This window comes from Pseudomonas sp. GW821-FHT01D09 (assembly GCF_059422465.1).
This window is the reverse complement of record NZ_JBWKWY010000001.1, coordinates 362,758-376,385: the sequence shown is the minus strand read 5'-3', so window position 1 is coordinate 376,385 and position 13,628 is coordinate 362,758. Positions and strand designations below refer to the sequence as shown.

Genomic DNA, 13,628 nt, shown 5'->3' with positions numbered 1-13,628 from the left:
AAGTCAGTACCAGTTTTTGTAGAAGGGAGCGTTGGCAATGCCGAGCAGGGCATCGTCGCCGGGTGAGTCGCCGTAGGCGTAAATGTAGAAATCATCCAGGTTGCCCAGGCAGCCTCTGAGCCGCATGACTTTTTCCATCCCGACACAGTTGGTGCCTGAAACGCCCCCCGTCAGCCTGTCATTCTCGGTTTCCAGGCGTGTACCGCACACATAGTCAAACCCCACGGCAGCCCCCCAGGGCGCCAGGTAGTTCTCTGGCGAATTGCTGACCAGCGCAGTGACATGGCCCATGGACTGATGCCATTGCAACCGGCGCAGCGCCTCGGGCCTGAGCATGCGCGGCAAGTGCTGCGTCACGAAATGCCGTGCATGCTCGCGTTCTTGCTCAACCGACACGCCGCCCAGGTAACAGGCAATGAAGGCCAGTCGAGCCTGCATCAACGGCGTCACGCCCAGGATCACGCTGAACGCCTTGGGCAACAGGGGGATCAGCTTGAGCCAGAACCTGTTTGTTCCCGCGATGTAACGCATATAGCGCCAGAACGTATGCCGGTCAGTGAGCGTGCCGTCAAAGTCAAAAACCGCCAGCACCGGTTGCGCACCATCAGCTTGCATGGCTGGGCTCCTTGAGAACGCTGACCTCAATGGTCTTGGGCAGCTTGAACCCCGAGAGGTGCTGCGAGAGCAGCGTGGCGAGTACGCTTTGCGTCAGCGCGGTGTGCCCTTCAACACACAGGTGCAATGCGTTGATCTCTTTGTGGTCAGGCACGATGTAGGCTTTTGCACGCAGCACATCGGGGTGTTGCATAGCGACGGCTTCGATCTCCATCAAGTCGACCATTTGCGCTTTGATCTTTGAGATGCGTAAGCGTTGGCGATAGAAAAACACGTGCCCGTCGTCATCGCGCCAAACCAGATCCCCCGTGTGCAGCCAGCCATCACGGAAGAACCGCTTGTTGGCTTCTTCGGCATCGGCGTAGCCATCAATCACCATCGCGCCGCGTACCAGCAATTCGCCGATCCGCCCGGGTGCGACGTCTTGTCCTTGAGCATCGACGACACGCAGTTCCACCCCCCTGATCGGCTGCCCCATGGCCCCGCGCTGCGTCACACCCAACGTGCTCTGGAGAAGCACGGGCATGGTCTCGGTCAATCCGTAGCCTTGCACTACCGGCTTGCAGCCCAGCAACCGTCCCAATTTTTCGGCTTCGTCCGCGGGTAAATGGCTACCCCCCGAATAAATCATCAGCTTAGGGTGCATCGGCAACCGCGCGCCTTTGCGCTTGGCCAGTCGCGTATTGAAATAGCGAATGACATCGGGCACCAGGCAGGTAAAAGACACCTCATGCTGGGACAAGACCTCTGCCAGGTCCCTGTTGAGCAGGGTATTGGTCATCAACAAAGTGGCGCCCACGCTCAATGGAAAGACCATCATCGCGGTCAGCCCGAAGATCGCATGCAAAGGTAGCGTCACCAGATGAACGGAGCCGACCCCTTGTCGATGAATCTGCTCATGCATGCCATCGATTGCGTGTGTCATGTCGAGGTAGCGATGAGGAACTGCCAGCGGTTTGCCCATGCCCCGATAAGTGAACTGGATCGAGACGATTGGATTGCCTTCGGGCAACACCAGCGGTTCGCTGCGCTGCGCAAGCCCGGCCTCTGAGGTAGCATTTTCAGGCAGCGACGATGAGTCCCCGACCGTGTCCACTAACAAGGAGTGACGCACACCGTAGGTGAGCTGGAAAGTTTCGCGATGTTTTTCAAAAAGCGTTGCGGTGGTCACCACCAGCACAGGCCTGGCGCTGCCCACGACACTCGCCATTTCAAATGGCATCAACTTGTAGTTGAGGAGAACCGGAATTGCACCGCGCCCAATGATCGCTAAAAAGTAAGCGATAAACTCAACTCCACTGGGCAGTACAAGTGCAACTTTTTCGCCCGGAACAACATTCAATTCCTGGAGTGCGCCGTTGCATTTTTCGGCTTTTACTTGCAGCTCGCGATATGTAAAAACACCGGCATCGACATCCAGATCCTTGATAGCAATATGTTCAGGGAAAGACTCTGAAATCCCGAAAAGTCGGTGCAGAAAGCCTTCCTTACAGGGCAAGGATTGCATTTATAAATACTCCTGATTTTTCAAACCAGCGAATGAGACCAAAGCACCTTAGGCACAGGTACAGCGATGCGCTCGCTTATGCTCTTTTTGTATTATTTTCACGTAACCAATCCAGTGTATCGGCCATTGTTTCACTCACCGGGCGAAACTGGCAGCCAAGATCCCGCAGGCTTTTTTCATGACTAAAACGGGTACATCCTTGTTCCTGCGCTATGAGTTTGACGGCCGACGTACTGATGAGTACCGGCTTTTTAGTGAGTCGATAATAAACTTCATGCGCACAGGCAATTATTCGTAGCATGAACAAGGGCACTTCGCGCTCCGGCGCCTTCATGCCACTGACCTGAGAGAGCACCTGGAAAATACCTTTCATGTCCATGTGGTTGCCAGCGGCCAGGTAGCGCTCACCTGATCGACCCTGTGTCATTGCAGCCAATAGATGCTCCGCCACATCTCTGGCATCTACCACTGAAAAGGTTCCGGGCGGTATGCCGGGCATTCTTTGCCCGACAAAGTCGAGCAGGAACTGTCCAGATGAGGTCGGACCAAGGTCGCCGGGACCAAACATCCAGCCTGGCAATACCATAGCGATAAACATATCCGGGTGCTGCAACAGAAAGGCCTGGATTTTTTGTTCCGAGACAATTTTACTCAAGTAATAGTTGTCAGCGTCCTGTTCATTTCGCGACATCGTTTCGTCAATCAATTGATCTCTATTGCCTTTCAAAACGGCAATAGATGAAGTATGAACAGCCCGGCGAATGCCGGCGGCATAAGCGGCTTGCAATAGACGCTCAGTGCCAACGACATTTATTTGATGTAATTCTTTTGTATGCGTTCCGCCTTTGTAGTTATCGCGAAAATAAGCCGCTGTGTGAAATAAGGCATCGCACCCTTGCATGTGATGACTGAAAGCCTCGACATCCAGTAAATCGCCCACAACAAATTCGACAGGCAAATCGCCAAACTGTCTCCTGGCTTTCTCTGCGGAGCGAACCAGCGCCTTGACTTTGACCTTTCGGTTTACAAGTGCACGAACCACATTGTTTCCCAGCAGGCCAGTAGCACCTGTAACAAAGGCATAATTCATTGGATTCCAACTCCTGCGAGTTATCTCAAAGTGCTCAAAAACAAACGTTCAGCCAGGGATAGGCGAGCGATGGGATCTTACTCATCTGAAGCTTGAATACATGTAGGACACTTCGATGCCTAATGCCGAATTATCTTTGTAACACTTTTAAGTTCCTGGCAGAGGAACCCCGCCTCTCCTCTTTTTAACCAGTGAAACAGTGGTGCTCTTGAACAGGCTTCCAAGTCAACGGCTCTTGATTGACGACAGTACCGCCTGCTGCCCCATCGAACACGGCACGCCTTCCGGTTGCGCCCGCACCGCCTCGATCACGCCCAGCAACTGCGCCTTGCTGTGCGCCAACTGCGCCTGCATCACTTCGATCTGCAGCACTTTGCGTTCCAGCCCCTGGATCAACTCATCACGCTTGTGCTCGCCTTCGGCGGGCATCAACGCCTTGAGTTCCTGCAAGGTAAACCCGGCCTGTTGCGCGCTCTGGATCAGTTGCAGCGTTTGCAGCGCCTCGGGTGCATAGCGCCGATAACCGTTGGCCTGGCGCCCCACCTGGCTGATCAACCCTTGGGCTTCATAAAAGCGGATGCGCGACGCCGCCAGGCCACTCTGTCTTGCCAGTTCGCCAATATTCATCACACCGCCCCGCTTGACATTAAAGTTAAGTTTAAGCTTAGCCTGGGGTCTCCCCCGTTCAGGAGTCAACCCATGTCACCCTTTGAACCCTTGCAACTGCCCAACGGCCAGATCATCGCCAACCGCATCGCCAAGGCGGCGATGGAGGAAAACATGGCCGACAGCCAACAAGCCCCCTCCCACGCGCTCAAACAGCTGTACAAAGCCTGGGCTGACGGTGAGCCGGGCTTGTTGCTGACCGGTAATGTGATGATTGACCGGCATGCCATGACCGGCCCCGGCGGTGTTGCCCTCGAAGACGAGCAGCATCTGGACAGCTTTCGCGAGTGGGCGGCCATCGGCCGGGCCAGGGGCGTACATTTCTGGGTGCAGTTGAACCACCCCGGGCGCCAGACCATGGCCAACCTGGGCCAGCCCGCCCTGGCACCGTCGGCAGTGCCCCTTGACCTGGGTAGCTTCTCAAAGATGTTCGCCCATCCCAGGGCAATGACCGCAGAGGATATTCAGGATGTCATCACACGCTTTGCCACCAGCGCGCGCCTGGCCGAAAAAGCCGGGTTCAGCGGCGTGCAAATCCATGCCGCCCACGGCTACCTGCTCAGCCAGTTCCTCTCGCCCCTGAGCAATCGACGCGATGATCGCTGGGGTGGCTCGCTGGAAAACCGCGCCCGGCTGTTGATCGAGGTGATCAAGGCCGTCCGGGCGGTGGTCAGCCCTGGTTTTTGCGTGGCGGTAAAGCTCAACTCGGCAGACTTCCAGCGCGGCGGGTTTGATGCCGATGATGCGCAAGGGGTTGTGGCCATGCTCAATACGCTGCCTGTGGATTTGCTTGAGCTGTCCGGTGGCAGCTACGAGGCGCCGGCGATGCAGGGCGAGGCCCGCGATGGTCGCACCCTGGCCCGGGAAGCGTATTTCCTGGAGATGGCCAGCGAACTGGCGAAACAGGCCAACATGCCGGTGATGGTCACTGGCGGGATCCGCCGCTTGCCGGTGGTACAACAAGTCCTGGACAGTGGCATCGCCATGGCCGGTATTGCGACCGCGCTGAGCCTGGAGCCACAGCTGATCAAACAGTGGCGGGCAGGTCGCGACAGTCATCCCCAATTGCGCCCGATTCGCTGGAAGCGCAAGGCATTGGCCTCCCTGGCGACCATGGCGGTGGTGCGCTATCAACTGCGCCGTTTGAGCCAGGGCCGCCAGCCGAACCCGCGCATTGCACCGCTGCTGGCACTGATTCAAGACCAGTGGTTCAGTGCCCGGCGCACCCGGCAATATCGAGCGGCAATGGCCGGTTAGGCAGCCAATCAGCAGGCCGTGCAACTGGCAAGCCGACTGGCCTGGGCGGATCTTGCAGGTACGGCGTGCGCTCAGCCCTTCTGTTTCGCGACCCACTGGCCATAGGCATCGATAAACGCCTGCAGGAACGACCGGGTTTTTTCCGCGAGCTTGCCCGACTCATCGAAGGCGCTGCCCGCGCCACTCAGGTACGCTTCCGGCTGCTGCATGCAGAGCACATCCAGAAACACCAGGGACTGACGCAAATGGTGGTTGGCGCCGAAGCCACCAATGGCCCCCGGCGACACACTGATGACCGCCCCCGGCTTGCCGCTCCAGACGCTCTGGCCGTAGGGCCGAGACCCCACATCAATAGCGTTTTTCAGGGCCGCCGGGACCGAGCGATTGTATTCAGGGGTCACAAACAGCACGGCATCAGCGCCAGCCACCTGTTGGCGGAAGGTGGTGTAGGCCGCAGGTGGCGTTGAGCTTTCAAGGTCTTCGTTGTACAGCGGCAATTCGCCGATCTCGACAATCCTGAGCTCCAGATTGGTCGGTGCCAACTGGGCCAATGCCAGGACGACCTTACGATTGATCGACTCTTTTCTCAAGCTGCCGACCAGTACGGCAATCGTGTAGACCTTGCTCATGGGGTTTTCCCTACATCTGACTAAAGGAACCTACAGTTATAGAGCCTTCACCGGCCTATCACCAGCAGGTTTTGCCTCTTCGGCGGTGGTTTTGCGCCGAGACTTGCTTGTAGGAAAAATAAGCGGAACATCAGCGAATAGTATTTTTTCTATGTAGGTAAACTACCCAGCTCAATGACGGTCTACAGAACCGCAAATCGGTGTTTTTCTCCAGAGGTTCTAAACAGATGGCAGCAGTACTTGTCGGACAATTCCATGCCCGCGACGCGGAAGGCCGCGTTTATTCCGTGCATGAGTTCCAGGAGTCCACCCCGTCCGCCGACGGTTCAGAGCCTGCAATTTCCTACAAACTGGCGATTGGCGACCGGGTCAACAAGGTCGACGACAATACCTTTGTCCTGGTTCAGTCGCAGGTCTCCCTGACTCGCGAACCCGAAAACACGCCTGTTTGATAAGGCTGTGCCCTCCGGCAGAAGTCATATGAACGGACTTGGGTTAGGATTCACCCGTTGAATCCCTTACCTGCTGAACATGGACTTCATGCATGCGTTTACGTCATATCGAAGTGATTCAAGCCATTTTGCAGACCGGACACCTCGGCACCGCCGCCGAATGGTTGCAATTGGCTGTGTCCGACGTGGACGCTACCCTCAAGGACGCTGAACAGCAGCTGGGTTTCATGTTGTTCGCCAGCGTCCGCGGGCGGTTGCAGGCAACCCGGGAAACCCTGGCCCTGCAAGCGCAGATCGCCCACCTTTACGAAGCCCTGGAGCCGGTGCAGCGCCTGGCCAGTAGCCTCAAGCACCACCACGCCCCGCCGTTGCGCACGCTGTGCACACCGCCCCTGGCCAATCAGTTGCTGCCGCAAAGCATTGCGCTGCTGCGCCGACGCTTCCAGGACACACCCTGCAACCTGTCCAGCCAAGCCACCCGGGATATTGTCAGGAGCCTGCTGCTGCATGAAGCCGACCTGGGCCTGAGCCTGCATGACCCCGAGCACCCGCAAATCACCCGTACCGTGCTGGCCCAGGGCAAGTTGCAGTTGTTGGCACCCCACGGCTGGCTCAAGCCCCGGCAGAAATACATCGCCCTGCAGGAGCTGGCCGGCCAGTCGATGATCGGCCTGGAGGGTCAGGACCCGTTGAGCCAGTTGCTGGACAGCAAGTTGCAGGCGCTGCGGCCGCTGCCGGTGATCCAGACGCGGGTACAGACCTACCAGATGATGCGCAGCATGGTCGAGGCCGGCGAAGGGTTAGCGGTGGTCGACCCCTTCACCGCCAGCGGCGCGCGTGAGGCCGGGCTCGATACCTGCCCACTGTCGCCGCCGATCCTGGTGAGCCTGTATGGGTTGACGCTCAAGGACAGCAGCCCGAGCCCGGCGCTCAATGCCTTGCTGGAGATTGTCACGCAGAAGGCCCAGGCGCTGTTGTCCTGACGGTCAGTTGAACAAGCGATACCAGAAAATCGCCACCTCACGCGTCTGCGGATCAATCCCGCGATAACGCAGGTGGTCGATGCCGCCCAGCACATAACCGCAACGCTCATACAAGCGGCAGGCCCCCAGGTTGTTGTTCTGGGTCTCCAGCATCATCCCCGGCAGGTTTTTCTTGCGGCTCCAGAACTGCGCCACATCGAGCAAGGCCTTGGCCACGCCATAGCGCCGTGCCGCCAGCACCACCGCCAGCTCATCGACATGGGCATAACCGTTCCAATTGGTACTGACGACGATATGGCCCACTGGCCGATCGTCCAGGTAGGCCATGAATACCGCACTGTCGGTGGCATCGCGATAGCTGGCGAACTCCTCGGGATCGATGCCGTAGCACTTGCGGTAGGGCAACACCTGCTCCAGCGCCCATTGATCGACCGGCTTGCCCAGCTCCGGCGTGCCATACACGTCTACCTCAAAGCTGAAATCATTGCCCCATACGTAGGCGTCAAATCCCTCGTCGGCGACTCGTACACTGAGCCCCGGGTACTTCGGATTTACTACAGCTTGCATAACCATCCTTAACACTTGATGCAATCGACGGTGTAACAACGACCGTTGCCGTCGTCTTCGTGTTGTAAGCCATGCACATCGGCGACAAACCCCGGGAAACTGCTATCGAACTCCCGGGCAAAGGCCAGGTAGTCGATGATCGACCGCGTCGACTCGGTAAAGCGCTCCCCCGGCATAATCAGCGGAATGCCCGGCGGATAAGGCACCAGCATCACGGCTGCAATGCGCCCTGGCAAGGCATCGATGGACACCGCCTCGACTTCACCGCGCACCAATTGGTCATAGGCATCGGCCGGCTTCATGGCGATTTCCGGCAACACCGTGTACATACGCTTGAGGTGCCTGGCCGTGGCGTTGCTGCGATAGCAGCCGTGCAACTGGTCGCACAAGTCCTGCAACCCCATGCCCTGGTAACGGGCCGGGCCTTGCTGGAACACCGACGGTAGGCAACTGGCCAGGCTGGTATTGGCGTCGTAACTGCGCTTGAACTCCAGCAGTTCCGTGAGCAGGGTACTCCACTTGCCTTTGGTGATGCCCATGGAGAACAACACCAGGAACGAATACAGCCCGGTCTTTTCCACCACCAGGCCACGTTCCCAGAGGAATTTACTGACCACCGCCGCCGGAATCCCACAATCACTCAAGGCCCCACCCGCCGTGAGGCCGGGCATCACCAGGGTGACCTTGATCGGGTCGAGCAACACGTAGTCTTCGGCAATATCCCCAAACCCGTGCCAATCGGCCTCGGGCTGCAGCAACCAGTCGGCCGTCGCCACCCGGTCAATGCCGGCCACCGAAGGCGGCTGCCAGATAGAAAACCACCAATCGTCGGCGGCGATATGCTGGCGCAAATTGGCCAGGGCCCGACGAAAACTCAAGGCCTCATCGAACATTTCCTGGAGCAGCGAACGCCCCGCCGGCCCCTCCATCATGGCCGAGGCTACGTCCAGCGAGGCGATGATGCTGTACTGCGGCGAGGTGGAGATATGCATCATAAATGCTTCATTGAACCGGTCACGGTCCAGTTGCCGCGCCCCGCCATCCTGCACATGGATCATCGACGCCTGGCTGAACGCCGCCAATAGCTTGTGGGTCGAGTGCGTGGTAAACACCAGCGGGCTGTCGGGCGTACGCGAGGTGCCCATACCATAGCGCCCGGCGAAAAACTCGTGGAAGGCTGCGTAGGCGTACCAGGCCTCGTCAAAGTGCAGAACTTCGACACTGTTGCCCAATTGCTGCTTGATCAGCTCGGCGTTGTAACACAGGCCGTCATAGGTCGAGTTGGTCACCACCGCCAGCTTGACCCTGGGCTCGCGGCCACGGGTCAAGGGGCTGGCCGCGATCTTGGCGCGAATCGATTCGCGGCTGAACTCGGTCAGTGGAATCGGGCCGATGATCCCTAGTTCATTGCGCTCCGGGCACAAGTACAGGGGGATCGCGCCGGTCATGATGATCGAGTGCAGCACCGACTTATGGCAATTGCGGTCCACCAGCACCAGGTCGTCGCGCCCGACCATGGAGTGCCAGACGATCTTGTTGGCCGTGGAGGTGCCATTGATCACGAAGAAGGTGTGGTCGGCGCCAAAGTTGCGCGCGGCACGGGCTTCGGCTTCGGCCAAAGGCCCGGTGTGATCCAGCAGCGAGCCCAGTTCCGGCACCGACACCGACAAGTCCGAGCGCAGGGTGTTTTCCCCGAAAAACTGATGAAACGCCTGCCCCACCGGGCTTTTGCGATAGGCAACGCCGCCGCCGTGACCGGGGGTATGCCAGGAGTAATTGGAGTCGGCCGTGTGCTGCACCAGGGCCTTGAAGAATGGCGGCAACAGGCCATCAAGGTAAGTGCGTGCGGCGCGGGCCACTTGCCGGGCGAGAAACGGCACCGTGTCTTCAAACAGGTAGAGAATGCCACGCAGCTGGTTGAGTTCGCTCATGGCATCGGCCGGGGCATTTTCCAGGGTGACTTGCTCGCCCAGGGCAAAGATCGGCAGGTTGGGTGCACGCAGGCGTGCCAGTCGGATCAGTTCCACCATGTTTTGCAGCAGATGGGTATTTTCCCCGGCGCCTTCAGCCGCGATCAGCATGCACGCCAGGCCATGATGGGTCGAGGCCACCAGCCGGCCTTCGGCATAGTCCACTGCGGAAAAGATGCTGAAACCCTCTTGCTCCAACTCCCGGGCGATGCCCCGGACCCGATCACCGGCGACGGTGTCGGCCTTGATGTCGCGGTGCACGATCAGGATCGGGAACTTCAGGTCTTTGTACATGGGGGCTTGGCGTCCTGAGGGCGATGTACTCAGGGTAGAAGCTGGGAGTGAATGTGGCGAATGAAGATTTTGCAGGTATGAAATGTGAGGGTTTATGTGGGAGTGGGCTTGTGTGGGAGCGGGCTTGCCCGCGATGGCGGTGTATCAGTAACAGATGTACTGACTGTCAAACCCCAATCGCGGGCAAGCCCGCTCCCACACAAACCCGCTGCCACATTTTTCGACCGCGTCAGTGTTGGGTCAGTTGAGTCCACAACGCCGGCGCCCCTGCCGACTTGGCGATGGCCTCCAGGCGTGCCGCATGCTCGGCCATGTCCTGCTCGCTGGCGCGGATGATTGTGGTGGCTTTGCGATCAGCCGGCAGGCGGCGGATTTCCGAAGGCCGGTTGCCCGAGCCTTCGGCCGAACCGTTGCCATCGGAGGCGTTGCCGGCGAGGGACAGGCTGGTCTGCCCGCCCGTCATGGTCAGGTAGACATCCGCCAGGATCTCGGAGTCGAGCAACGCGCCGTGCAGCTCACGGCCGGAGTTATCGACACCGTAGCGTTTGCACAAGGCATCGAGGCTGTTGCGCTGGCCCGGGTGGCGCTCACGGGCCATCATCAAGGTATCGAGGATCGAGCAGTGACGGGTAATGTCCGCCCGATCCGCCTGGCCCATCAAGGCAAATTCGTTGTTGATGAAGCCAACGTCGAACGCCGCGTTGTGGATGATCAACTGGGCGCCGTTGATGAACTCGAAAAACTCATCGGCGACTTCGGCAAAACGCGGCTTGCCCACCAGGAATTCATTGGTGATGCCGTGGACGCCAATGGCGCCTTCGTCACTTTCCCGGTCCGGTTGCAGGTACACGTGGAAATGCCGACCGGTGAGGCGGCGGCCCATCAACTCGACACAGCCGATTTCAATGATCCGGTGGCCATCGGTCACCGGCATGCCGGTGGTTTCGGTATCGAGTACAACAGATCGGATGGCCATCAGGGTTCAGCTCTCAACGGTGTGTGTATTTCAAGGGGCGGGATATTAGCACGCTCTATAACCTAAACGCCGCCCCGAGGAAAACCGCAGCCCCTTGTCCAACAGTTTTTTACAAGATTTAGCAAAGCTTGCGCAGTTTGCCATCACGGCTCTTGCGGCCTGCACGCTACGGACGAGCAACTCGCCCAGGCGATCCTGCTCTTGTAACGATGGATTGCACGCGAGGTTTTCTTATGGAGTTGGCTGAGGTATTAATTTGATAAGGGTCGTCTTCGTTTATCAAACAAGTCGATCGTTGTCCGTTTACCCTGCCTTGGTAAAATGCCAAGCCCACCCGAGAACGCGAGCATTCCGATGATTGAAACGCGATATGCCCTTGCCCTACTGGTCGCCAGCCTGACCCTCGGCGGCTGTGTGTCCCAGCCTGTCTCCAGCCCGACAACCGGGCAGCCGCCGCAGATCGTCGCCCACCGTGGCGGTACGGCGGATTTCCCGGAAAATACCCTGCTGGCCATCGATAACGCCCTGCAAAACAAGGTGGACATGCTTTGGCTCACCGTGCAACTGAGCAGTGACCAGGTCCCCGTGCTGTACCGGCCGACAGACCTGAGTGCCAATACCGATGGCTCGGGCCCCGTGGCCGGGAAAACCCTGGCCCAGTTGCAACAGCTCAACGCCGGGTGGCAATTCAAGCAGGACGCGGCCAATGGCCAGGTGGTCTTCCCCTATCGCACAAACCCCGTGAGATTGCCCTCCCTGCAGCAAGCCTTGGCCGCGATTCCGCGGACAACCCCGATCATCCTCGACATGAAAGCCCTACCCGCCGCCCCCCAGGCCAAGGCCGTGGCCCAGGTCCTGGAGCAAAACCAGGCCTGGGACCGGGTCTTGATCTACTCCACCGACGCCAGCTACCAACAAGCCTTCGCGCAATACCCCCAGGCGCGGTTGTTCGAGAGCCGGGACCGGACACGTGACCGCCTGGCCAACGTAGCCCTGGCCCACAGTTGCCAGCCGGCGCCCCAGGCAGGGAGCTGGGTGGCATTCGAGTATCAGCGCAAGGTCGAACTGGTGGAAACCTTCACCCTTGGGGAAGCACGCTCGCCGGTGAATGCCAAGCTGTGGACAGCGCCGGCCATTGACTGTTTCCAGTCCAAGGGCAAGGTGCATATCCTGGCGATCGGCATTAACAGCGAAGAGGACTACCGGGCGGCAGCGTGCCGTAACATCGACGCGGTGCTGGTGGACTCGCCCCGCACGATGCGAGGCGTGAAGCAGCGGCTCGAATGGCCGCTGCGGTGTGACTGACGGTCAGCTCTGCTTGTAGCCGCGCACGTCATCCACGCCACGATTGGCCAATTGATCGGCCCGCTCGTTACCGGGGTGGCCGATATGCCCGCGTACCCACTTCCAGGTGATGTTGTGGCGGTTGCACTGTTCATCCAGCAACTGCCACAGGTCGGCGTTTTTCACCGGCTCCTTGGCCGCGGTTTTCCAGCCGCGTTTTTTCCAGTTGACCATCCACTCGTTGATGCCTTTCATGACGTACTGCGAGTCCGTCACCAGCAACACGTCGCAACGGCGCTTGAGCTCTTCCAGGCCACGAATGGCGCCCATCAGCTCCATACGGTTGTTGGTGGTGTTGGCTTCACCGCCCCACAACTCCTTCTCCACGCCCTTGCACACCAGCAAGGCGCCCCAGCCGCCCGGCCCCGGATTGCCCTTGCAGGCGCCGTCGGTATAGAGTTCTACGCTATCGGTCATTACGCTATCCATCAAAGCGGGTTGCCGGCAATCGACCGGCAGTTCCCGAGGTCGAACACGACGACCTGAATTCCAGAAAAGTGATTTATGGCTCGCTGGAGCGACGGTTGACCTTGGCCAGGGGCATCGGCACCAGTTTGCCCATGGGCTCGCGCCGTACCTGGCTCACCGGCCGCAGCCCGACCACGATCTTGCGGGCCACCAGCAGGTAGAAACCGCCACCGGACAACTGCCAGGCCCCGGCCCGGCGCTCCCAGCCCGCCAAACGGCCCTGCCACTTGGGCGAGGCAAGCGGCGGACGATAGCACCCGAAGCGGCGTTTCTCCAGCGCGAAGCCCAGCAGGTTCAACCAGTCGCTGACCCGCGAGGGCGAGATGCAGCGGGCCTGGCGCAATGCATCATGGGCAAAGACGTGCCGCAGCCCCCATGAACTCCAGGGGTTGATGCCGACGATCAATAAATGGCCACCCGGGCGCACGGCGCTGGCCGCTTCCCGCAGCAAGCCATGGGGCGACAGGCAGAAATCCAGGCCATGCTGCATCACCACCACGTCGGCGGCGTGCTCGCTCAGGGGCCAGGCCTGTTCTTCGCAGACAATCTCGACCCCCGGCAATGGCGCACCCAGGCGTACATTGCGCTGCACCTGGGGCGCGGACGGCGGGGCCTGGGCCGAAGGGCCGTAGTGCACCAGGTAGCCGCCAAAGAAGCGCTCAAGCTCTTCTTCGAGCATCAGCCGCTCCTGTTCCAGCAAAAATTGCCCGATCGGCCCGGACAACCACTCACGGGCTGCGCTGATCAAGGCCAGCCACTCGGGATCGGCCTGGGCGAACGCTTTATCAGTCATTGCATTCTCCAACTCGC

14 protein-coding genes are annotated in these 13,628 nt (G+C 59.4%); 4 read left to right on the top strand and 10 right to left on the bottom strand.

Translation table 11 applies throughout. From position 1 onward, the window contains the following. Nucleotides 1-3 precede the first annotated feature (3 nt). From AC07W7_RS01850 to AC07W7_RS01835, 4 genes are all read right to left on the bottom strand, one after another. Nucleotides 4-615, bottom strand: coding sequence for an HAD-IB family hydrolase (locus tag AC07W7_RS01850; RefSeq protein WP_099169744.1), 612 nt, complete (start codon nucleotides 613-615; stop codon nucleotides 4-6). Next, complete coding sequence (locus AC07W7_RS01845) at nucleotides 605-2,122, bottom strand: class I adenylate-forming enzyme family protein (RefSeq protein WP_495038513.1); 1,518 nt, start codon at nucleotides 2,120-2,122, stop codon at nucleotides 605-607. The genes AC07W7_RS01850 and AC07W7_RS01845 overlap by 11 nt, the downstream gene beginning before the upstream one ends. Before the next feature lie 76 nt (nucleotides 2,123-2,198). After that, on the bottom strand, nucleotides 2,199-3,212 hold the full coding sequence (locus AC07W7_RS01840; RefSeq protein WP_495038512.1) for an SDR family oxidoreductase: 1,014 nt from the start codon (nucleotides 3,210-3,212) through the stop codon (nucleotides 2,199-2,201). A 225-nt stretch (nucleotides 3,213-3,437) separates the two neighbouring features. Further along, the gene (locus AC07W7_RS01835) at nucleotides 3,438-3,839 is read right to left on the bottom strand and encodes a MerR family transcriptional regulator (RefSeq protein ID WP_099169741.1); all 402 of its coding nucleotides are present in this window, start codon (nucleotides 3,837-3,839) and stop codon (nucleotides 3,438-3,440) included. A gap of 72 nt (nucleotides 3,840-3,911) precedes the next feature. On the opposite strand from AC07W7_RS01835, the gene AC07W7_RS01830 reads away from it, so the two are divergent. Continuing rightward, nucleotides 3,912-5,135 carry an NADH:flavin oxidoreductase/NADH oxidase family protein gene (locus AC07W7_RS01830; RefSeq protein WP_495038511.1) on the top strand — a complete coding sequence of 408 codons (1,224 nt, stop codon included), beginning with the start codon at nucleotides 3,912-3,914 and terminating at the stop codon, nucleotides 5,133-5,135. A gap of 71 nt (nucleotides 5,136-5,206) precedes the next feature. On the opposite strand, the gene AC07W7_RS01825 is transcribed toward AC07W7_RS01830, so the two are convergent. Further along, entirely contained in the window at nucleotides 5,207-5,764 is a 558-nt protein-coding gene (locus tag AC07W7_RS01825) for an NADPH-dependent FMN reductase (RefSeq protein WP_495038510.1), read from the bottom strand. Nucleotides 5,765-5,991: 227 nt separating this feature from the next. Here AC07W7_RS01825 and AC07W7_RS01820 point away from each other — a divergent pair, with 227 nt between their 5' ends. Both AC07W7_RS01820 and AC07W7_RS01815 read left to right on the top strand, forming a co-directional pair. Then, nucleotides 5,992-6,216, top strand: a complete 225-nt coding sequence (locus AC07W7_RS01820; RefSeq protein WP_076961099.1) for a hypothetical protein — start codon at nucleotides 5,992-5,994, stop codon at nucleotides 6,214-6,216. Nucleotides 6,217-6,308: 92 nt separating this feature from the next. Continuing rightward, complete coding sequence (locus tag AC07W7_RS01815) at nucleotides 6,309-7,199, top strand: LysR substrate-binding domain-containing protein (protein WP_495038509.1); 891 nt, start codon at nucleotides 6,309-6,311, stop codon at nucleotides 7,197-7,199. A gap of 3 nt (nucleotides 7,200-7,202) precedes the next feature. On the opposite strand, the gene AC07W7_RS01810 is transcribed toward AC07W7_RS01815, so the two are convergent. From AC07W7_RS01810 to dnaQ, 3 genes are all read right to left on the bottom strand, one after another. After that, nucleotides 7,203-7,766, bottom strand: coding sequence for a GNAT family N-acetyltransferase (locus AC07W7_RS01810; RefSeq protein WP_076961101.1), 564 nt, complete (start codon nucleotides 7,764-7,766; stop codon nucleotides 7,203-7,205). 8 nt (nucleotides 7,767-7,774) lie between these two features. Then, nucleotides 7,775-10,030, bottom strand: a complete 2,256-nt coding sequence (locus AC07W7_RS01805) for an Orn/Lys/Arg family decarboxylase (RefSeq protein ID WP_495038508.1) — start codon at nucleotides 10,028-10,030, stop codon at nucleotides 7,775-7,777. 229 nt (nucleotides 10,031-10,259) lie between these two features. Next, nucleotides 10,260-11,000: a DNA polymerase III subunit epsilon gene (gene dnaQ, locus AC07W7_RS01800; protein ID WP_162237649.1), complete on the bottom strand. Its 741-nt coding sequence runs from the start codon at nucleotides 10,998-11,000 to the stop codon at nucleotides 10,260-10,262. A 360-nt stretch (nucleotides 11,001-11,360) separates the two neighbouring features. On the opposite strand from dnaQ, the gene AC07W7_RS01795 reads away from it, so the two are divergent. After that, complete coding sequence (locus AC07W7_RS01795; RefSeq protein WP_076961103.1) at nucleotides 11,361-12,311, top strand: glycerophosphodiester phosphodiesterase family protein; 951 nt, start codon at nucleotides 11,361-11,363, stop codon at nucleotides 12,309-12,311. 3 nt (nucleotides 12,312-12,314) lie between these two features. Here the strand turns inward: AC07W7_RS01795 and rnhA are convergent, their stop codons facing one another. Continuing rightward, nucleotides 12,315-12,767 carry a ribonuclease HI gene (gene rnhA, locus AC07W7_RS01790; RefSeq protein ID WP_236309304.1) on the bottom strand — a complete coding sequence of 151 codons (453 nt, stop codon included), beginning with the start codon at nucleotides 12,765-12,767 and terminating at the stop codon, nucleotides 12,315-12,317. Between the two features lie 85 nt (nucleotides 12,768-12,852). Beyond that, complete coding sequence (locus tag AC07W7_RS01785; protein WP_076961104.1) at nucleotides 12,853-13,611, bottom strand: class I SAM-dependent methyltransferase; 759 nt, start codon at nucleotides 13,609-13,611, stop codon at nucleotides 12,853-12,855. Nucleotides 13,612-13,628: the final 17 nt, after the last annotated feature.